At 74.9% G+C, this 19,621-nt stretch carries 16 protein-coding genes; 10 read left to right on the top strand and 6 right to left on the bottom strand.

Translation table 11 applies throughout. From position 1 onward, the window contains the following. Positions 1-320: 320 nt before the first annotated feature. Positions 321-1,052 carry a hypothetical protein gene (locus ACGF8B_RS02050; protein WP_392733895.1) on the bottom strand — a complete coding sequence of 244 codons (732 nt, stop codon included), beginning with the start codon at positions 1,050-1,052 and terminating at the stop codon, positions 321-323. 414 nt (positions 1,053-1,466) lie between these two features. Between ACGF8B_RS02050 and ACGF8B_RS02045 the strand changes: the two genes are divergently transcribed. Beyond that, positions 1,467-2,171, top strand: coding sequence for a 4Fe-4S cluster-binding domain-containing protein (locus ACGF8B_RS02045; protein WP_392733893.1), 705 nt, complete (start codon positions 1,467-1,469; stop codon positions 2,169-2,171). On the opposite strand, the gene ACGF8B_RS02040 is transcribed toward ACGF8B_RS02045, so the two are convergent. Next, complete coding sequence (locus tag ACGF8B_RS02040) at positions 2,146-3,420, bottom strand: macro domain-containing protein (protein ID WP_392733891.1); 1,275 nt, start codon at positions 3,418-3,420, stop codon at positions 2,146-2,148. The genes ACGF8B_RS02045 and ACGF8B_RS02040 overlap by 26 nt on opposite strands. A gap of 119 nt (positions 3,421-3,539) precedes the next feature. On the opposite strand from ACGF8B_RS02040, the gene ACGF8B_RS02035 reads away from it, so the two are divergent. From ACGF8B_RS02035 to ACGF8B_RS02020, 4 genes are all read left to right on the top strand, one after another. After that, a complete protein-coding gene (locus ACGF8B_RS02035) occupies positions 3,540-5,897 on the top strand; it encodes a protein kinase (protein WP_392733889.1) in 2,358 nt (785 codons plus the stop codon). Next, entirely contained in the window at positions 5,894-7,567 is a 1,674-nt protein-coding gene (locus tag ACGF8B_RS02030; protein WP_392733887.1) for a hypothetical protein, read from the top strand. Before ACGF8B_RS02035 ends, ACGF8B_RS02030 begins: the two co-directional genes overlap by 4 nt. Before the next feature lie 62 nt (positions 7,568-7,629). Continuing rightward, on the top strand, positions 7,630-9,699 hold the full coding sequence (locus ACGF8B_RS02025; RefSeq protein ID WP_392733885.1) for an AAA family ATPase: 2,070 nt from the start codon (positions 7,630-7,632) through the stop codon (positions 9,697-9,699). Then, entirely contained in the window at positions 9,696-10,271 is a 576-nt protein-coding gene (locus tag ACGF8B_RS02020) for an FHA domain-containing protein (RefSeq protein WP_392733882.1), read from the top strand. The genes ACGF8B_RS02025 and ACGF8B_RS02020 overlap by 4 nt, the downstream gene beginning before the upstream one ends. A 33-nt stretch (positions 10,272-10,304) precedes the next feature. On the opposite strand, the gene ACGF8B_RS02015 is transcribed toward ACGF8B_RS02020, so the two are convergent. Genes ACGF8B_RS02015 through ACGF8B_RS02005 form a run of 3 tightly spaced genes read right to left on the bottom strand, consistent with a single transcriptional unit; the run spans position 10,305 to position 15,341 of the window. Next, a complete protein-coding gene (locus ACGF8B_RS02015; RefSeq protein ID WP_392733880.1) occupies positions 10,305-10,964 on the bottom strand; it encodes an RES family NAD+ phosphorylase in 660 nt (219 codons plus the stop codon). After that, positions 10,964-11,626 carry a hypothetical protein gene (locus ACGF8B_RS02010; protein WP_392733878.1) on the bottom strand — a complete coding sequence of 221 codons (663 nt, stop codon included), beginning with the start codon at positions 11,624-11,626 and terminating at the stop codon, positions 10,964-10,966. Before ACGF8B_RS02010 ends, ACGF8B_RS02015 begins: the two co-directional genes overlap by 1 nt. A 16-nt stretch (positions 11,627-11,642) precedes the next feature. Next, positions 11,643-15,341, bottom strand: a complete 3,699-nt coding sequence (locus ACGF8B_RS02005; protein WP_392733876.1) for a CHAT domain-containing protein — start codon at positions 15,339-15,341, stop codon at positions 11,643-11,645. Between the two features lie 359 nt (positions 15,342-15,700). Here ACGF8B_RS02005 and ACGF8B_RS02000 point away from each other — a divergent pair, with 359 nt between their 5' ends. Next, complete coding sequence (locus tag ACGF8B_RS02000; RefSeq protein WP_392733874.1) at positions 15,701-16,075, top strand: hypothetical protein; 375 nt, start codon at positions 15,701-15,703, stop codon at positions 16,073-16,075. Further along, the gene (locus ACGF8B_RS01995; RefSeq protein ID WP_392733872.1) at positions 16,072-16,713 is read left to right on the top strand and encodes a hypothetical protein; all 642 of its coding nucleotides are present in this window, start codon (positions 16,072-16,074) and stop codon (positions 16,711-16,713) included. The genes ACGF8B_RS02000 and ACGF8B_RS01995 overlap by 4 nt, the downstream gene beginning before the upstream one ends. Before the next feature lie 55 nt (positions 16,714-16,768). On the opposite strand, the gene ACGF8B_RS01990 is transcribed toward ACGF8B_RS01995, so the two are convergent. Beyond that, positions 16,769-17,203 (bottom strand): hypothetical protein, encoded by a 435-nt coding sequence (locus ACGF8B_RS01990; protein WP_392733870.1) that lies wholly within the window; start codon positions 17,201-17,203, stop codon positions 16,769-16,771. A gap of 118 nt (positions 17,204-17,321) precedes the next feature. On the opposite strand from ACGF8B_RS01990, the gene ACGF8B_RS01985 reads away from it, so the two are divergent. The 3 genes from ACGF8B_RS01985 (at position 17,322) to ACGF8B_RS01975 (ending at position 19,602) form a co-directional block, all read left to right on the top strand. Then, a complete protein-coding gene (locus ACGF8B_RS01985) occupies positions 17,322-18,218 on the top strand; it encodes a hypothetical protein (RefSeq protein ID WP_392733868.1) in 897 nt (298 codons plus the stop codon). A gap of 114 nt (positions 18,219-18,332) precedes the next feature. Further along, entirely contained in the window at positions 18,333-19,283 is a 951-nt protein-coding gene (locus ACGF8B_RS01980; RefSeq protein WP_392733866.1) for an NADP-dependent oxidoreductase, read from the top strand. A 67-nt stretch (positions 19,284-19,350) separates the two neighbouring features. Next, a complete protein-coding gene (locus ACGF8B_RS01975; protein ID WP_342281967.1) occupies positions 19,351-19,602 on the top strand; it encodes a DUF2630 family protein in 252 nt (83 codons plus the stop codon). The last annotated feature ends 19 nt before the right edge of the window (positions 19,603-19,621 follow it).

Here is a 19,621-nt window from a genome sequence, read left to right as displayed (position 1 = left end):
GTTCGTACGAAGGTTCACGGTCTGCTGGACGCCGCCGGTGGTGACCGGCCTTGCGGGTGCGGCGGGTGATGCCGGTGCGGCGGGCCGTTCTGGTGCGGCGGGCGGTGCCGGTACGGCGGGCGGTGCCTGTGCCGGTACGACGGGCGGTGCCGGTGCGGCGGACGGTGCGACGACGGCCGACCGTGCCGATGCGACGGACGGCGCGGCAACGGCCGACCGTCCCGATACGACGGACGGCGCGGCGGTGACCGGCCCTGCGGCTGCGACGGGCGGCCCGGTGACGGCCCGCAACGCCGGTGCGGGAGCCGGGGTCGGGCGGGTCATCCGCGCCCCCGTCCCGGGCCCGTCGCCGCCCCGCGCGGTGTGCCGGGGGCCGCGCCCCGTACGGGCTGCTCGTCGAGGATGGCCAGCGCCCGGGTCACCGGGTGATCGGTCCGGCCCCGGGCCGGGGCGGGCCACAGCCCGCCGTCCACCCGGAGCCAGTCATCGGTGTGCTGCCAGGACTCGTCGAGCGTGATGTGGCCGGGCAGCCGGTGCGGGTGGTCCATCGGGAACGGCTCCTGCGGCAGCGGCCGAAGGCTCGTCAGGACGGCCGCCCAGTAGTGGGCGAGCCGCTGGTTCGCCTCGTGGGTCAGGACGGCGGCCCGGCCCCGGCACACACCCGCCGCGGCCCGCCACACACCGATGAGTTCGCCGTACCGGGCGAGTGCGGCCGGTGCGGGAGCCTGCCGCACTTCGTACTGGGTGACCACCCGCACGGACTCGGCGTGGATCCGCGCGCACAGCTCGCGCTCGTCGTGCAGCAGCCGCGAGCGCAACTGGTCGGCCCCGCGCGACGCACTCGCCCGTATCCCCAGCACATGGGGCGTCAGCAGTTCCGGACGCGGATCGGCGGCGTCCCGCAGCAGGGCGTCCGGGCGCACAGGTGAAACGAGCCGGGCCCGCAGGCCGGGCGCGTCCTTCCGTCCCTGATACCTGTCGTGGAATGCGGTGATCCGGCCGCGCCACGCATAGCGGGCCGAACTACTGAAACGATTCGTGTCGATTCTCATGGCGGAATCCCCTTCCCCCGTGCAGCCGCCTTCCGGCAACCGCCTTTTCTCCGTTCGAGCACGCTCGGCCGGGCCCTTTTCCGCACGGCGCGGGTTCGGTCCTTCGCTCCCACCGCACCCGCTCCTGGCGCGTTCGCCGGAAGGGCCCCGAAGCTGAATCGGGGAACGGAGCGTAGCCGACCGGACAAGGGAAATCCCCGGCCTTCTGCCTGCGCATTCGGCTCCGCGCACATTTCCCGGAACACATCCGGAATCGGCCCGGGAAGCGACCGGACCCCACCCGGAATCGCCCGGAAATCCACCGGAAGAAATGTGCCGCGGTCCGGTCCCTGCCTCGATACTCGATTTCGAGGGCGTCCTTGGCGCCCGCTCGGCGCCGCCGGAGCGGACGGCCCGGCAGGAAGGGGGGGTCGGATGCGGATCAGGGTCAGCGGGACGCACTTCCCGCTGGACACGCTGGGACCGGGCCGGCGGCTGGGCATCTGGCTCCAGGGCTGTCCACTGGCGTGCCCCGGTTGCATGTCACGGCACACCTGGGATGCCGGGTCGGGTGAAGCCATGGACGTGGAGGCGCTGTTGGAGCTGTGGCGGTCCGCGCTCGACCGCGGCGCGGCGGGCCTGACGGTGAGCGGCGGCGAGCCGCTCGCCCAGCCCGCGGCCCTGGCGGAGCTGCTGCTGGGCGCCGCCCGGCTGCGTTCCGCGTGGACCCGCCCCGGTGCGACCGACGACGGGCTCCCCGCCGACCTGCTGGTCTACACCGGCTACGAGGAGTCCGAGCTGGACACCGCCCGGCGTGCCGCCCTGGCGACCGCGGACGCGGTGGTGACCGGACGCTTCCGGCTCGCCGAACCGACCGGGCTGGTGTGGCGCGGCTCGGCGAACCAGCGGCTGACGCCGTGCACCGGCCTCGGCCGGGTCCGGTACGCGCCGCACCTGGACCGGGAGGCGGACGGACCGGCGGTACAGATCGTCGTGGAGCCGGCCCGGACGTCCGGCGGGCCGGCAGGGCCTCTCGCGGTACGCCTGCTCGGCGTACCACGCAGAGGCGAACTCCGGTACTTCGAAAGGTGGTTGAGAGAACGTGGGCTACGACTCAGGGAGCGGAGCTGGCGTCCGTGAGCAGTTTCGCCAGCTCGGGGCGCTGGGCCACCAGGTGCACCGTCCACGACGGATCGCGGCTCAGCTCCTCGTGAACGGCCCAGCACAGCCAGCGCGCCGCCTTCTCCGGTGGCAGTCCGTGCCCCGCTCCGAGCAGCGGGAAGCAGAGCGAGGAGAGCGGCGGGTCGTACCTGTCGCGTTCCGCGCGGGCCAGCCGGAAGCTGGCCGAGACCGCCTCCGCGAGGACGTGCGGATCGACCCGGTAGCCGTGTCCGTCGCTCGTGGGGGAAGCGACGGCCGCGTGGTGGATGCGGCGCACACCGCGCTCGGCGAGGGCTCCCGGCGAGGTCGGGACCACGGTGCCGGGGCGCACCGGGAGCCCGGCCCGGCCGTGTGCCCGCATCCACTCGACCAGTTCACGGGCGAGGACGTCGTCGACCGTCTCGCCGGCCTCGTCACGTATCGCGGCGGCCCTGCGCAGCGATCCGGAGACGGTGGAGCGGAACGTCTTGGACATCTCCAGGTAGATGTTCTCCGAGGACACCAGGATGTCGATGTCCCGCAGCAGTTCGATCGACGCGACGTGCACGGTGACGCGGTGCCGGGCGGCGGCCGGCAGCGGTGGTCCGGTCAGCCGGGTCGGCGGGTCGGGCACCGGGTCCGGTGTCCGCACGGACGGGACCACCTCTTCCGGACCGGCCGTGGTCGGCGGGGGCGGTCCGGTGATGGCCGACCGGGCCACCGTCAGTACCGCGAGCGCCAGTTGCGCGATCACCTCCTGCTCCTGGCTCTTGCGGAAGCGTTCGGACGTGACGCCGTAGACGGCCGCCGCGGCCTTGCGGCGTTCCTGGCCAGAAACACCGCGCCGGTCCGGCAGCAGCCCGAAGGTGTGGGCCGCCGCCCTGGCGAGGGGGTCGCCCCGGGTGCCGTCGGCGGAGAGCGTACGGCCGCCGAGATGCCGCACCCCGGCCTTCAGCAGCATCTCCACTCCGGCGGCCTCGTCACCGGAACCCCCGCACAGACCCGCGGCGACGGCCACTCTGACCAGGGCCTCGGGCCGCAGGGTGCGCAGGCCGGACAGACCCGGTCTGCGCAGGGCCCGCAGCTCGGCGGCCAGCCGTTCGGCACCGGGCAGCGGCGGAAGCGTCCGGCCTCCGGCACGGGGCGGCCCGCCGGGATCCCCGGCCGTACCGGAAGTGCGCGATGTCTCCGGGGAGATGGGCCCGTCGGGCTCTGGAGCGGACGAGGAGGGATGGGTCTCCTGGCTCATGGCCGACACGATATGCCCGCCCGCCCGTGCGCGGGAGAGCGTCTCCACAACCTTGCCCGGCCGGGCGGCACGGCCACCGTCCCCGCCCGGCCCGGCCCCGTCACCGGAAGGGATGCCGCATGACCGTTCCGCCGCCCACGGAGGTCGAGACCGACGACGCCGGGACCGGCCACCGCGATCCGCGTGACGCGGAGAGCCGCAGGGGGCTGGACCGGGTACCGGCCGCGCTGGGCGCACGCTTCGACCTCACCCAGGTGCTGAGCAGCGTCCAACGGCCGTCCCAGGCCGTGGTGCTGCGGGTCAAGGACCGGGAGGCCCGGCACGCGTCCGCCGACGTCCCCCTCGTACTGAAGTGGTACCACCACCGGTTCGGCCCCGACCCCGGCGTCCGCCGCATCCTGGCCGAAGGGCCGGGCGGGCCGGTCGCCGGGCTGCTGGAGAGCGGCACCGCCGACGGTCACCCCTACGACCTGAGCCTCTCGTACGGCGAGACCGACCTCGCCCGCTACCGGGCCGACCGGCCCGGGCCGCTGCCGCCCGCCCTGGTCCGGGCCGTCGTGGAACAGCTCCACGCGGCGCTGGTCGCGGTGCACGCGCGGGACATCGTCCACCGCGACGTGACACCCGACAACATCATGGTGCGGATCCAGAACGAGGACCGTCCCGAGCTGGTGCTGATCGACTTCGGTGCGGCGGTGCACGAGCCCCAGCACGACCGGCCGCGCCGCAGCGGCTGGGTGGGCAAACCGCTCTACCTGGCGCCGGAGGCGGCCCCGCACCGGCAGGCGGTCACCCCCGCCGTCGACTGGTGGTCGTTCGGCATGGTCGTCGCCGAACTGGCCGGCGGCAGCCACCCGATCGACTTCCGCGGCGACGAGGAGGTGCTCACCGAGGTCGCCACCCACGACCCCGAACTCCCCCTGGTCACCGACCCCCGCCTGCTGACGCTCTGCCAGGGCCTGCTCACCCGCGCCCCCGAGCACCGCTGGGGCGGCGAGCAGGTGGCGGCCTGGCTGCGGGGGGAATCCCCGCCGGTCGCGCCCCGCACCTACGGCGCCGCGCCGCGCGACCTCCCGCCCCGGCGCACGCTGCTCCCCTTCCCCTTCATGGGCCGGGAGGTCACCGGCGCCGAGGAGCTGGCCCGCCTCCTGGACGTCAACCGGCTGGCCACCGCACGGCTGCTGGCCCGCCGGGGCCGACGGGCCGAACTCGTCGAGTGGCTGGGGCAGTTCATCGACTCACCGGGCCGTGACTCCGAGGAGAACGAACGGCTCGTCGCCCTGCGCACGGAACTCGCCGAGCCACCGGACGCCCGGACCGTCACACGGCTGATCAACTGGCTGGGCCCGCGGCTGGAGGTGTCCCACCACGGGGTCCCCCTCGACACCCTGGGCATCCGGCAGCTGGCCGGGGCGGTCGCGGACGGCGACGCCGAGGCCCGCGCGGTACTGACCGATCTCCTCCGGCACGAGCTGCTGCCCCTGCTCGCCGAACGTCCGGGCGGCGCGGGACTCGACGAGGTCCACCGGCGGTGGCTCGCGCACCGGGCCGCCTGGCGGCCGCTGACGGACGAGATCCTGTCGCGCGGCGGCCCCCGCGACCGCGGCTCCGCCCGCGCCCGGCTGCGCCGCACCGACGCCGTCGACGCGATGCTGCTGCGCCTCGCCCACGAGCCGGGGCGGTTCACGGCGGAACTGACACGGGGGGCCGAAGCGGTGCGGGCCGGCCTGGCCGCGCCCGTCGACTGGTACACCCGGCTCGCCGCCGATCCGGACGACACCCTGCGGCTGCTGGCCGCACGGCTGCTGGCCGGCGCCGCCGCCGACGAGGCCGCGGCGCGCCACACGGAGCTGGCCGAGGCGGAGGCCGCCCGGCTGCTGGCCGCCGACCGGGACGCCACCGTTGTCTGGCTGCGCCGGCTGGAGCGCCCGGCGATGCTGGGCTGGGCGCTGCTCGGCGCGACCCTGGCCACCGTGCCGTGGGGGTTCGTGATCGGCCTCGCCGATGTCCTCGGCCGGGCCTCCCAGCAGGCGGTCGTACTCGCCTGGGCACAGGCCCTGCCCGCCGCCGCCGCGGTGTTCGCCCTGGAGCTGTCGGCCGCCGCGTACGTCGGCCCGCCCCAGTACCATCCCCGGCGGTCGCTCGCCGGACGGCTGATCGCCACGTCGGAAGGCCCCGCCCGGTTCGCCCGGTCCCGCGGCCTGCGCACCCTGCTGCCGTCGGCCGCGCTGCTGGCCGGGGCGGTGGCCCTGGGGATCTACGCGGTCACCGTCGCGCCCTGGGTCTGGCCGATCGGCACCGTCGCCGCACTCGCCGTCTGGACGGTGCACCGCGCGGTCTCCTGGCGCCGGGAGCTGAGCCGGCTGCGCACCCGGCGGGCCGCGGACCGCACCGGCCGCCCGCGGGGCATCGTGCCCGCGGGCCCGGCCCCCCTGTACCGGACGCACCGTCCGCCGCCCCGTGGAGGAGACCGATGAGCGTAGGAACCGCCCTGCCCGCGATCGGCGAGGTGCTCCCCGCGGTCGACTACGCGCCAGCCGCCCAGCCGGTCGGCGACCTCGTCTCGCACGCCCAGACCCTCGCGCACCCCGACGTCGCCCACGTGCCGGGGGTCGCGGACGCGGTCCACCAGGCCGCCGGGCACCTGGGCGACGCGGCGGCCCAGGGTCTGCACGAGCTCCTCGCCCCGGCGGCCGTCGCCCTGGGGGCGCTCAGCGGGGCGCTGCTGGCCGGACGGGCCGCCCTCGTCACCACCCAGGTCCTCGCGGCGGCGGCCGTACGGGCCGCCGAGGAACAGGCATGTCTCGAACGCCGCCAGGAGGCGTCCGCCACCGCGGCCCGGCAGTGGGAGGTCGCCGCCTTCGCCGCCGCGCGGGCGAACGCACGGCGGGCGGCACTGCTCGCACGGGTGCGACGGGCCGCCCGGACGGCCCCGCCCGGGACTCCGCCGCCGCCGGCTCCCGGCCTCCCCGGACCCCTCTCCCCGGTGGGCATGCCACTGGCCCGGCTGCGTGAGCGGCTGGCCGTGCTGGACGACCGGATGCGGCACGCCGAGGCCGCGCACGCCGAATGGGTCCTGCGGGAGAGCCGGAACGCCTTCACCGGTCCGCAGGACGACGCCTGGCAGCGTGAACTGCGGGCCCGGCGCGCCCTTGTGCTGCACGAGCACCGGTCGCGGCCGGACGCCGGGCGGGACGCGGATCCCTCCGCCGCACGCCGGGAGGACGAGGCCCTGCCGCAGCCGCCCGCCGCCGAGGAACTGCGGCACGAGGACGCCGTGCGGATCGGGGCCGAACTGCTCGCCCGGCTCGACGTGGCCGCCACGGCCGAGGACGCCGAACCGGCCGCGGCCGCGGTGCGGCACGCGCTCGCCGCCGCCGCGACCCGGCCGCTCAAGGCCCGTACCCACCTGCGTGAGGCACGCCGCTTCGTCGCCGCCACCAACCGAGCCGTCCAAGACCGCCGGGCCGCCGGGGAACGGGCCGCCGCACAACTCCACTTCCTGGAGACCACGGCCCCGCAGGGCACACAGCCGCTGCCGCCGGCCCCCGCCGAGACCGCGCTGCTGCGCCGGGTGCTCGACGAGGACCGCCGGCTGGAACCCCACGAGCAGCAGCAGGTGGACGACCGGGTGTCGGAGCGGCTGGCGGAGCTGGAACGCCGGTACGTCGAACGGATGCTGCTGCTCGCGATCTCCGGCACGGACCGCTTCGACGGCCGGCCGGCCACCGCCTCGCACCCGCACGGCCGGCTCGTCCGTTTCGACTGGACGCCGCCGGGCTGGGGCGCCGGGCACTGGCTGCGCATCGCCCTGGACGGCGAGCACGCGCGGGTGGCCACCATGCGCCGCGAGGCGCCCGGGGCGCGCGACGCCGCCGCGCTCGCCCTGGACGACGAACGGTGCCACGAGGCCGGCGGCCATCTGGAACAGCTGCGGGGCATCGCACAACGGCTCGGCGTCGAGCTGGACTTCGCCTTCGAGGAGAGCGGCACCGTACCCGGAACCCGGGGCGAGGAGGGCGTCCTGGTCCTCGACGAGGACACCGCGGGCGCACGGCCGGAACCGTCCGGGAAGGCCCGCGAGGGACACCGGCCCCGCAGTGGTGACCGGCCCGGTCACCGCACCGTCCGGACCGACGGCCGCTGACCCGGGGCGGCGCCCCGCCGCCGCGCGCAACGTGAACACGATCGAGGATGCGGAGGAAGCGCGTGGACACCCACGGCACCGAGGACACCCGGTTCCACGAGGACCGCACGTACCACCCGGACCACGGCGACCGGTTCGCCAAGGTCCGGGACGACACGGACCGGCACGGGCCGGACCGTGCGGTGCCGCTGTTCGTCGAGGAGCTGACGGGGACGCTGGGCGTGCACTCCCAGTACGTCCTGCACGGCAACATCCAGGACCTCCACCTGGTGCGTCACCGGTCCCGGGACGCCCACCACCCGTTGGTGGAGGTGGTGTGGAACGCCCTGCGCGGTCTGGGGTACCAGGCGCTGATCCGCTACGACCAGATCCGGGGCTTCCGCGTCGTCACGGGCCCCGAACAGTTGGCGGTCGAGGAACTGCTGCACGCCACCCGGCGGACCGGCGGCCGGGACCAGCACCGCCCGCCGGTCCTCATGGAGACCGAGCCGCTGCTCCACGGCATCGTCACGGGCTGGGCCGAATACCGGCGAGCCGGCCACGGCAACGGCCGGCCGATGGAACCGCTCCGGGTCGCCCTGCTCGTCGATCACGCCGCCCGGCTCACCACCGATGTCACCCGGCTCACCGATTCCGAACGCGACTTCTTCGTGGCCTGCCTCAAGCTCGCCGAGCAGGCCGTACCGGTGCCGCTGCCGCCGGGCGTGCTGTCGCTCGCCGCGAGCCGCGGCGCCGCGCCGCTGTTCAACCCGGTCATCTGGCTCACCGAGGGCGAACGGGACCTGCCGAACTGGCTGGTCTCCGGGAGCGAACGGATCCGCACCATCGCGGTGCCCGACCCGGACGCCGACGAACGCCGGCGGATGGCCGCGCTCCTGCGGCACGAGCACACCGGGCCGGTCGGCGACGGGCACCGCACCGCCCGCGAGGCGGCGGGGAAGGACCCGGTGGACGCCTTCGCCAGGGCGTCCACCGGGCTGCCGCTGCGGGCCATGCGGCAGTCCCTCGACCTGGCTCTCTCCCGGGGCATTCCGTTCTCCGACATGCCCGACGCGGTGCGGATGTACCGGCTGGGGGTGGAGAAGAACCCGTGGCGGCGCGACGAGATCCGGCAGCGGATCACCGCGGGCGAGCGCACCGTTCCGGAGCGGGTGATCGGACAGGAGGCGGCCGTCTCCATGACGCTGGACATCCTCAAACGGGCCGCGATGGGGCTCTCCGGCTCCCAGGCCACCAACCCGGGCCACCGGCCGCGCGGCGTGCTGTTCTTCGCGGGTCCCACCGGCACGGGCAAGACCGAGCTGGCCAAGGCCGTCGCCTCGGTGCTGTTCGACAGCGACCAGGCGTATCTGCGTTTCGACATGAGCGAGTTCTCCTCCTCGCACTCGGCGGACCGCCTGGTGGGAGCCCCGCCCGGGTACGTGGGGTACGAGGCGGGCGGGGAGCTGACGACCGCGGTGCGCGGCAACCCGTTCCGGGTGATCCTGTTCGACGAGATCGAGAAGGCCGACAAGGGAGTTCTCGACAAGTTCCTCCAGGTGCTGGAGGACGGCAGGCTCACCGACGGGCAGGGCGTCACCACGTACTTCAGTGAGTGCGTGCTGATCTTCACCTCCAATCTGGGAGTGCAGCGCACCGACCCGCAGACCGAGGAACGGGAGTGGATCGTCCGTCCGGGAACCCCGTACCGGGAACTGGCCCGGACCGTGCGGCTGAACGTGAAGCGTCACTTCGAGCACGTCATCGGCCGGCCCGAGCTGATGAACCGGCTCGGCGGCAACGTGGTGGTCTTCGACTTCATCTCCGGCGAGGTGGCCGAACGGATCATGAAGCTCCAGATCGACAACATCCGGCGCCAGTTGCTGGCCGAGCACAGCATCGCCCTCGAACTCTCCCCGCACGCACGGGCCCAGCTGACCGAGTACTGCACCCACGACCAGTGGAACGGTGGCCGGGGCATCGGCATGACGCTGGAGACGCACCTGATCAACCCGCTGGCCCGCGCCCTGTTCGCCGACCCGGCGATCGGTGCGGGCTGGACCGTGTCGGTGCGGGAGGTCCACGAGCGCGACGACGGCCGGGTGGAGATCCGCATCGACGCGTCCCCCGGCTTCGTGCCGGGTCAGCGATGACCGCACCGGTCCGGGGCACCGGCGGGGACCGGGACGACGGGTACGACGGGTACGACGACTGGGAACCCGTCCTGGACGAGGAGGTGCGCGGACCGCTCCCGCCGCCCCCGGACACCGCCGCCGGGGTGCGCTGCCCCGGCTGCGCGGCGCTCGTGCCGCCCGGGGCGACGCGCTGTCCTCGCTGCCTGGCCCGGATCGACGGCGGGGGCGGGGGCGGAGGGGCGACGCCGCCCGGCGCCCGGGTGGTCCTGCACTTCGACAGCCTGGCCCTGTCACTGCCCGTCCGCCCCGGGGAGCCGCTGAGGCTCGGCAGGGACACGGACTGGGCCCCCGCCTCGTCCGGTGCCTTCGCGGAACTGACCACCGTGTCCCGCCGGCACGCCAGTGTGACCGCCGACCCGGACGGCTCGGTCTGGGTCACCGAGGAGTGCGACGGAACCGTGAACGGCACCTGGGTGAACGGCGCTCACCTCCTGCCCGGTGAACGGCACCGGTTGCGGCACGGCGACCGCCTCCAGCTGAGCCACCGTGTCGCCTGCACCGTCCGCATCACGGGCGACAACGCCTGCTGAGCCCTCGCCCCGGCGGTCCGTACCGGCCGGGCGTCACTCCGGCCACGGCGACGAGATCACCGCCCGGAGCGGGTTGAGCAGCCGGTTCGCCTCGGCCACGCCTTCGGGGGAGTCGAGCCGCAGGCTCCGGTCCGGGGCGGTGTCCAGCGGGCTCTCCCCGCAACGGTCGCCGAAGAGCTGCAGGGCGCTCCTGGGCCGGCACCGCTTCGACTCCCAGACCAGGCCGTTCACTTCGCAGGCGTGCTCGCGGATCAGCCGGACCCAGTAGCGGGTCTTCGGATAGTCCCCGGCCTCGGAGTCGACCAGCCAGGAGTCCTGCCAGACGGCGGCCAGGCCCTCGGCCGTGGACAGTTCGACGAGCGACAGCTCGCGGGTGGTGCGCAGTGCCGAGAGCGTGTACCGGGACGCCTGCGCCCACGGCACCAGCCGTACGGCCGTACGGTCCTCGAAGTCCACCGAGCGCAGCAGCACTTCGCAGAGCGCGGTGACCGGGTCGAGCGCGGCGTAGAGGAAGGGGTAGGGATCCTGCTCGGTGGCGTCGAACCGGCTGCCGCCGAAGTAGGGGTGGGCGCGGTTGGGGTTGAAGGACTCCGGGCCGAATTCGTTCTCGTGACAGCGCCAGAGTTCGGTTCCTTCGGGCAGGACCCGCAGCAGGGGCCGCATCGAGACGCCGGTGGGCGGTTTCCGGTCCATCAGCAGCCCGCCACCAGTTCGAGTGCGGCCTGTGCGAGGTCCTCGTCGGGGACCTCGCCGAGGAGTTCGGCCGGGATGCCCGACAGCCGGCCGTTGCCGCCCAGCCACCAGTCCGCGGCGCCCCAGGGGTCCTTGTCGGCCATCAGGATGTGGTTGATGCGGCGTACCACCGGCAGTGGTTCGGTCGTGCCCGGGGCGAACTGGAACCGGGGGTAGCGGTCTCCGGATCCGGGGTGGGTCAGTCTGATGAGACCGGAGACCGCCGGGTCGTCCGCGGTTTCCGGGGCGAGTTCCGCCGCTCCCAGCGCCGGGGTCCGCCACAGCCGCTCGTGGGCGGCCCGGAGCAGTTCCGCGGGGCCGGGCGGAGGGTCGGCGAACACGTCGAGCAGTTCGCCGAGCAGTGCCCGGTCGACGGTCGGGGCGGGCGGGGCGTCCGCGTAGCGGACCGTGCCGCTCAGCTCGCGGGCGACCGGGTGGTCCGGGGGCAGTGAGCGCAGTTGCAGTCGCAGGGTGCGCAGGGCCCGTTCGACGGCCTTGCGGTCGCCGGCCGCCGCGAGGTCGTTCAGACCGTCGCGCAGCCGTGCGCGCCGGCCGCCGTCCAGGGCGGCGAGCGTCATCGGCCAGTGGGCCCGGAGCAGGGAAAGGAACGCGTCAGGGGTCATCTCCGTGCTTCTCCTTTCACGAGGCGGGCGGGTTCCCGCCAAAAGCGCCGCCGTGGCCGGACGGTCGCGGGTTTCCCTGGTGGATGAAGGCGGCCCAGGCGAACGGCACCGACAGGTCCAGTTCGTCGGCCGCACGGCCGAGTTCGGCCGTCAGGCCGCGCACGGGGTCGCGCCGGGCGGGCGGCGCCAGCATCCAGCGCTGGGCGGCCCGCAACGCGTCCGGCGGGGCCAGCCCGGCGCCGAGGCGGTCGTGGAAGACGGTCATCAGTACCGAGGAGGCCACGTCCGGCACGGCCCAGCGGGAGCCCACCACGTCGGCGGCCAGCCGGTGCGCGAGGGCCGTGGTCAGCGTCAGCGCCTCGTCGTGGTCGCGGGCGCTGAGGTCCGTCTCGCAGGCGCTGAGCACGACCAGGGGGCCGCCCGTCCCCTCCGTACGGTCCAGCGGTGTGTCCAGCAGCGTGGTCACCGTGAGCCTGCCCGCCTCCGGTTCCGCGCCCTCGGGCCAGCCGAGTTCCAGCGCGGAGGCGGTGGGGTCGGAGCCCGCCATCCCGTGGCAGGCCAGGTGCACGAGGGCGACGCGCCCGGTGTTCCGTCCGGGCCCCGCCCCCAGCAGCGCAAGCACCTCGTCCGGGGTTCCCTCGGGCGGTACCGGGGTCAGGTCGCGGGTCATCAGGGATCCGTACAGGGCGGCGTCCGGGTAGTACGTGTCGGCCAGGGCCAGCACCTCGTCCTCGGCGCTCTCCAGGTCCCAGCCGGGGACGCACACCAGCGCCTGTCCCCGGTCGGTAGGCAGCCGGTCCCGGCCGGCCGACCGGGCGAACTCCCGTCCGGACGCGGCGTACGAGAGGACGGCCAGCTCGCACGCCCGGACCGTGGTGGGGCGGGGGTCCGGCGCCGGTCCGCGCACGGGTGCCGGGGGAACCGTGAGCAGGGCCGCCTGCCAGGGCACCACACCGAGGTTCCCGCAGGCGATCAGGGTCAGCCGGACCGGCCGCGGCGCGGGTCCGGGCGCGGGCCCGCCCGTCAGGCCGGACTCCGCGAGTCCCCTTTCCCACAGGGCGAGTTCGTCGAGCACCGGGGCCATCACGGCCTCGCCCGCCCAGACGCAGAGCGCGTCCAGTGCCGCCTCCCAGCGCTGCTGTCCCCGCCGGGCCGTGGCGTGCTTGGCGGCGGCGTCCAGATAGCCGTCGAGCGGGACCCGGCCGCCGGCCGACAGGCCGGGCAGCGGCAGCGACCGGGGCGGCTGCCCGGGGACCAGCAGCACCGCGGAACCGTCCCCGCCGCCCTGCCCCGGAAGGAGGTACACCAGCGCGTCGGTCCCCGCCCGCCCGACGGCGGCGATCAGCTCGGGCACGTCGGGAATCCGGGCGGGGGCGTCCTCCCCGTCGGCGGGGCGCAGCAGTTCCAGGGCCCGGCGGCGCAGGGCGCTCGGCAGTTCCGGGGTGCCGAACGAGGCGCCCAGCACGGCCTCCGCCAGTTCGGACCGGCCGCCCCGCGCACGGAGGGCGGTGGCCGCCGAGGGAGTGTCCCGGCTCCACCGGCCGGCCAGTTCGTGCTCACCGCGCTCCGCCAGCCGTTCGGCGACCGTGGCCGAGACGGCCGCCGCCCCGAGGACCAGCGCCCGCCCCTCCTCCAGGCAGGCCACCGCGTCCTCGGGCCGCCCGGCGCGGACCGCCCACCCCGCGGCGGCCAGCGCACGGCTGGCGCCGGTCCGGGCGACCTGGAGGCCGTGCCGGACGCCCTGCTGGAGCAGTACGTCGTCGGCGGTGATGCGCAGCGAACTCCGGGCGCACTCGACCGCCCTGGCCAGATCGGCCCCCTCGTGGGCGGCCCGCCGCCCGTACGCGTCGGCCAGCTGCCAGTGCACGGCGGCGGCCGAAGCCCCGCTCGCCTGCCCCAACTCCTCCTCGGTGCACTCCAGTTCGGTGATCATCTCGTCCAGGACGGACGGATCCCCGGTCAGGCCGTACACCGCGTCGAGGGCCAGCCCGATCGCGCTCCGCGCCCGTACCCGCTGATCGGCCATGACGGGAACGCCCCGCAGGGTCGCCCGGGTGCGCCGGATGCCTTCCTGGATGCGGTCGACGGAGGGCTCCAGGAAGGAGCTGAGGGTCAGCAACGTCGCCCAGCTCATGTCGAGCAGCGGCTGTGCGATCTGTGGTGCGCCCGGACACGTCAGCGCCTGCTCCTGGTAGTGCACCGCGCTGCGCAGCGAGTCGACGCTGCCGGTGAGCGAGGCGAGAGCGAGATGGACCACGCCCAGTTCGTAGAGCGGGAGGAACGACCACTCGTCGTCGTCGCAGTCGTCCACGAGGTCGAGGAGGTCTCCCACGAACGCTTCGAGCGTCTCCGTGTCACCGGCCTCGATCGCCTCGGTCGCCCGCATGTGGATCTGCAGGCACCGGGTCGTCAGCAGCAATCCGGCCGAGCCCGGCAGGTCGGGCATGGTCCCGGCCAGTGCCCCGCCGGGAAGCAGGGACTCGTCCAGGAGGGCGCGCGCCTCCTGGAGGTCCTGGAGGCTCCCGCCGGTCAGCATGGCGCCGACCAGGATGCCGGGCAGCATGCCCCGCGCCATCCAGGCCAGGGTGTCGTCGCGTCCGGACGCCGCCACGGCCTCGCGGATCAGCCGCAGCGACTCCTGGAAGTCCTCCGGGCGGCCGGTGCGCAGTCCGAGCCCCATCGCGCCGAACGCGGCCATGACCTGGTCGCCGGGATCCGCCCCCTGTCCGGGGTCGCCCAGCCTGCCCATCAGCTCGGCGACCTCCTGCTCGGAGAGCATGCCCGGCCGGTTCACCTCGATGAGCAGGGCCAGGCTGTCGCGCCAGTTGTCGATCGAGTCGGCCGATTGCGGTGCCGACAGGGCGGCCGCGGCCGCGGACAGTTTCCGCGGTGCGGACCGCGGGCCGGGTTCCGCACCCGGACGGCCGGACACCACGGCCGCCCCCTCGTCCGCCGGGTCCGGCGCCGGGCTCCCGTCCGACAGGCTCCGTGCGTAGTCCCGCGCCAGCGGGACCACCGCCTCCAGGACCGAGCCCATCGGGCCGGAGGTCATCGCCGGGCCGAGGTCACCGGCGAGCATCGCCTGGCACATGGCCAGCATGCCCTGGGCATCGCCGCCGTCCACCACCGCGGCGTACTCACGCAGCATCGAGAGTCCCTGGAGCGTCTCGGGCGGAATTCCGCCCGCCTGCCCGCCGATCTCCTCCACCAGCCGGCCGATCTCGGGAACGGCTTCGATGATGCCGGCACCGCCGAGCCGCTCGGGCCTGCCCAACCGCATCAGCAACGAGAGCCCGTCCAGGCCGATCTCGTGGCCGGGGCCGCCCAGGGGGGTGCGTACCGCCGGGCCCAGCAGCAGGGCGGCGAGTTCCCGCGCGGCCGCCAGCCGGTCGTCCGGTGCGAGGAGACCGGACGCGCGGGCCCCGCGCAGCAGGCGGATCGCCTCGTGCCGGTCGGCCTCCTCCCCGTCGGCCGCCCACCGCGCCCCGGTCAGCGTCCCGAGCCGGGCCGTCATCGCCTGCCGCAGCGGATCGTCCGGCATGCCGCTCTCGAACTCGGCGAGGAGTGAACCGAGTTCGGAGATCAGCGCGTCCCGTTCCGCTCCCTGCGGGCCGGTCGGCTCGGCGACCGCCGCGGGCAGTGCCCGCGCTCCCGCCGTCCGGCGGATCGCGTCGGCCGCCCGCTCCCGCAGCCCGGCGTCGTCGGTGTCGCTCAACACCCCTCCCTCCGCCGCCCGTTCGGGCAGTCGTGGTGTCCCCGGGTCCACCCGGGGCCCGTTGCGGACATGATGCCCACGCACGCCGGCCGTCAGGGCCGTTTCGCGGCAGCCGCCGGAATACGTCCTGCAATCGACCAGAATCCGGACAACAGCCTTCCGGCCAGCGGTGATTCCGGCACCGTGCGGCGACCTCGCACCGGCGCACCGCCGGCCGCACCCCGCCCCGAAGCCGCCGCGCCGGAACACGGCCCGGCCCTCTGGCAGCATCGGAACCCGGACGCGAGCCACTGCCGTCCACCGCCCGCCCACGGGAGACGCCTCATGCCCGAGCCCGCCCAGCCCACGGGAGACGCCTCATGCCCGAGCCCGCCCAGCCCGCACGGAACCCGACGGACCCTTCCCGTTCGGGTCGCCCGCCCGCCCTCCCGTACGAGGAGGTCACGGAACCCGGCTACCCCACCTCGTACACCGCCGGCCTGCGCATCGAGACCACCGGGGACGGAGCCGTCCTGACCGGCACCTGCCCGCGCTGTCACTGCACGACGGTCTACACCTGGACGCGTTCGGTCGTCCGGGCGGCGCCACGGGCGGGCCGGGCCGGGGATACCGGCCCGGGAGGCGTTCCGGTACCGGTGCTCTGCGTCTGCACGACCGAGCATCCGGGCAGGCCCGGCGACGAGGAGGGCTGCGGAGCGTACTGGAACATCCTGCTGGAGAGGGAGCGGCCATGACCTGGCGCGCCGTACCGGGACCGGCCGGTACCCCGGCCGACCGGCTCGCGGCCCGCCACCACCGCGCCCTGCTGCGCCGCGAACTGCCCCGGGTCCGGGAGTCCGCGCTGGCCTGGCGCAACGGTCTCGCCGCGCTCCTGGCCGGGCTGGTCGGATTCGGCCTGCTCCGGGGCCGCAGCGACATCGGCTCGCTCGCCGCTCCGTACGCCGTCGCCGTCGGCCTCGTCCTGCTCCTCGCGCTCCTCTGCGGCGGTGCGGGGGGCCTGTCGCTGCTGCGCGCCGCCCACGGCCGGCCGGCGGCCGCGGGCGACGCCGGCACGTTCCGGTTCGACGGCGTCGCCGCGGACCACACCGAGGCCCTGCGCGCCGCCCAGGCCCTCGCACGGGGCGTGCCGCTCACCCTCTGCTGCGCCGCGCTGCTCGTCACGGCCGTGGGGATCACCTGGTACGGGCCGTCCAAGGAGGGGCCCCGGGTCTCGGTCACCACCCCCGCCGGAACGGTCTGCGGGGAACCGCTGCGCACCCGCGGGGGAAGGATGACGCTCAGGACCGACACGGGCCGGGTCACGGCGGACCTCACCCGGGCCACCGCGGTGCACCCGGTGACGTCCTGCGCCCCGCCGCCGGCGAACGGCTGACAGCGGGGCGCGGGACGGTCGCAGGCGGCACGCGCGAACGGGGTGCCGCCCGCGTTCAGGTACGGGAGCGGGAACGGGGACGGATGTCCTCGTGCGTGTAGTAGATGTAGAACGTGGTGATGAACATCCCCAGGCCGACCGCGAGTCCGAGCGCCGATGACCTCAGCACGCTCGAATCGGTCAGCCCGACCAGCAGGCCGATCGCCGCCGCGGTCAGCGCGCCGTAGGCCGCCGCCCGCACCAGCGGCAGCATGCCGCGCTGGATCCGGCCCAGTACGAAGCACAGGGCGGCGAGCACCACCGCGGTGATCAGGCCGTACCAGAACTGCCGGTAGCCGCTCGCGCCGTTGTTGCGGAGGATGAACGAGGCGTAGAGACCGTACGCCGCACCCAGCGTGACGGGGATCGCCCAGGAGAGCGCGCTGTGACGGCGCGCGTGTGACCTCGACCGGGTCCGTCCGCGAGCCGGCATTGCCGCGTGTGTGGACATGCGGGGTTCTCCTTCCGTGACTCCGTTTCCTTCCAGGGCACACCCGGCCGCGCCGCCCGGCAACTCGGATGGCGTACGGCCCGGGGCGTGCCGTCCGCCCGCGGGATTCCCTAGGAGGGTGCGGACGTATCTCTCGGCGGGTCTCTCGGCGGTACTGGTGGTGCTGCTCGCCGTCCTGGTGCCGGTCGGCGCGCTGTCCGCCTGGGTGGATCTGGAGATCGACAACACGGACCGTTACGTCGAAGCGGTCGCCCCGCTCGCCTCCGACCCCGACGTGCAGAGCACCGTCACCGACCTCATCACCGACGGGGCGATGAAGCAGATCGACGCCGGACCGCTCCAGGACACGGTGCGGGACTTCCTGCGCCGGGCGGTGCTCTCCTTCACCGCCACCGACGCCTTCCAGGACGCCTGGAACGCCGCCAACCGCACCGCCCACGAGGCCGTGACCGCCGCTCTGGACGGCAACACCGGCGAGGCCGTGACCATCGATCTGGCGCCCGTGACCGAGCAGGTCAAACGGAATCTGGAGGAGAACGGGGTGCCGTTCGCCGACCGGATCCCGGTCCAGCACACCGACATCACGCTCATCTCCGCCGACCGCGCCGACCAGCTGCGCCAGACCTTCCGGCTGCTGCGCGCCGGCGGCGTCCGGCCGGCCGTGGCCACGCTCCTGCTCGCCGTCCTGGCCGTCGCGGTGGCCTGGCTGTGCGGCGGCGGACCCGGGCGCAGACGCTCCTGGCCCGCCGCCCTGTCCGCCACCGCCGTGACCGGGCTCGGCTTCGCGCTGGGGGCGCTGGTGCTGCGCGCGGTGCTCGCGTACGCCCGCGACCAGGTGCTGTCCGAGGTGCCGGACAGTGAGACGGCGGGGGCGGCGGCGGTGTACGACGCACTGACCGCCTCGCTGCGCACGACGGTGTGGACGGTGTTCGGGGTGGGGCTGGCGGTGGCCCTGTGCGCGGTGGCGGCGCGGTTGCTGGTGGCCCGGGGAAAGCCGGGTCCGGGGCCGGGATGACCCGGCCCGCGAGGGGCGGGCGCGGGGCCGCGCGCTCGACGTGCGGCGGCGGGCGGACCGGGGAAGAGTGGTGCTGATGACTGCCGGACCGGGGGCGACTGAGAGGTCTTCCGCATGCGAGCCATAGCCGTCGGCGCGTTCCGGGCCGACCCCGCACTGGTGGAGATGCCCAAGCCCGAGCCGGAGGCCGGTGAGGTCCGGGTCAGGATCGAGTACGCCGCGCTCAACCCGTCCGACTGGCAGGCCGCGCAGGGCGCCCCGGACGACGGACCGGCACCCCGGGTGTTCCCGATGGTCGTCGGGGTGGACTTCGCGGGCCGGGTCGACATGATCGGCAGCGGCGACAACCGGTTCCGGGTCGGCGACCAGGTCTTCGGCCGGGTCGCCCGGCCGAACGCGGCCGGAGGCGGCACGTACTGCGACTACGTGTCCGTACCGCAGGACTCCGCCATCACCGTCGTGCCGCCCGGCCTCCCGCTGCGGGCCGCGGCCGCGCTGCCCTCCGCCGGGATGGCGGCCGCCCAGATCCTGGAGACCGCGGTGTTCCGCGGCCACGAGAGCCTGCTGGTCATCGGTGCGGCGGGCGGCGTCGGCAGCTATCTGACCCAGCTCGCCTCGGCCCGCGACATACGCGTGATCGCCGCCGTGCGCGGTGCCGAACACCGGCGGATGACGGAGCTGGGCGCCTTTGTCACCATCGACATCACCGACCGGCCGCTCGAAGCGGCGGTACGGGAGAGCTGCCCGGACGGCGTGGACGCGCTGGTCGACCTGGTCTCCACCACCCCGGACTCCTTCGCCTCGCACGCCGCCCTGGTGCGCGGCGGCGGCATCGCCCTCACCACCCGGGGCGTCGCCGGCGGGGCCGCCCTGCCCGCGGGCGTGACCGGGATCGACTTCCGGCTCGAACCCACCCCGGTGCTGCTCGACGTCCTGGCCGCGGGCGCCGCCGAAGGCGTGCTGCGGGTGCCCGTCGACATCGAGCTCCCGCTGGAGAAGGCCCCGCAGGCCCTCGACCGGAACCGGACGGGCGGCGCACGCGGCAAGACCGTCATCGTGCTCTGAGCCGGCCCCCGCGGCCCGTACACCGGCTGCCTCCCGACCGACTGCCTTCCGAAGGAGCAGAGACGTCATGGACGAACGGGAACGCGACATCATCGACGACATCGGCGGACTCATCTCCGAGGAACGGAGCCTGCGTGACCGCTCCACCCGGGAGCTGGGCCTCAGCGACGACGAGAAGTCACGGCTGCGTACCGTTGAGGTACGGCTCGACCAGTGCTGGGACCTGCTGCGGCAGCGCCGGGCACTGAGCGAGTTCGGCGAGGACCCGTCCGCGGCGAAGGTCCGCCCCGCCGACGAGGTCGAGGGCTACCGCGGCTGAACGCAGGACTCAGGGGGAC

It is taken from the genome of Streptomyces sp. NPDC047917, assembly GCF_043204345.1.
Classification (GTDB): Bacteria; Actinomycetota; Actinomycetes; order Streptomycetales; family Streptomycetaceae; genus Streptomyces; species Streptomyces sanglieri.
The sequence above is the reverse complement of the archived record's forward strand: the minus strand, read 5'-3'. Positions and strand labels throughout refer to the sequence as shown.

Coding starts and splice junctions, on each gene's coding strand:
- ACGF8B_RS01980 (WP_392733866.1), top strand. CDS start 18,333: ATGCGAGCCATAGCCGTCGGCGCGTTCCGGGCCGACCCCGCACTGGTG.
- ACGF8B_RS01995 (WP_392733872.1), top strand. CDS start 16,072: ATGACCTGGCGCGCCGTACCGGGACCGGCCGGTACCCCGGCCGACCGG.
- ACGF8B_RS01975 (WP_342281967.1), top strand. CDS start 19,351: ATGGACGAACGGGAACGCGACATCATCGACGACATCGGCGGACTCATC.
- ACGF8B_RS02015 (WP_392733880.1), bottom strand. CDS start 10,964: ATGGACCGGAAACCGCCCACCGGCGTCTCGATGCGGCCCCTGCTGCGG.
- ACGF8B_RS02050 (WP_392733895.1), bottom strand. CDS start 1,052: ATGAGAATCGACACGAATCGTTTCAGTAGTTCGGCCCGCTATGCGTGG.
- ACGF8B_RS02035 (WP_392733889.1), top strand. CDS start 3,540: ATGACCGTTCCGCCGCCCACGGAGGTCGAGACCGACGACGCCGGGACC.
- ACGF8B_RS02020 (WP_392733882.1), top strand. CDS start 9,696: ATGACCGCACCGGTCCGGGGCACCGGCGGGGACCGGGACGACGGGTAC.
- ACGF8B_RS01990 (WP_392733870.1), bottom strand. CDS start 17,203: ATGTCCACACACGCGGCAATGCCGGCTCGCGGACGGACCCGGTCGAGG.
- ACGF8B_RS02045 (WP_392733893.1), top strand. CDS start 1,467: ATGCGGATCAGGGTCAGCGGGACGCACTTCCCGCTGGACACGCTGGGA.
- ACGF8B_RS02040 (WP_392733891.1), bottom strand. CDS start 3,420: ATGAGCCAGGAGACCCATCCCTCCTCGTCCGCTCCAGAGCCCGACGGG.
- ACGF8B_RS02030 (WP_392733887.1), top strand. CDS start 5,894: ATGAGCGTAGGAACCGCCCTGCCCGCGATCGGCGAGGTGCTCCCCGCG.
- ACGF8B_RS02010 (WP_392733878.1), bottom strand. CDS start 11,626: ATGACCCCTGACGCGTTCCTTTCCCTGCTCCGGGCCCACTGGCCGATG.
- ACGF8B_RS02000 (WP_392733874.1), top strand. CDS start 15,701: ATGCCCGAGCCCGCCCAGCCCGCACGGAACCCGACGGACCCTTCCCGT.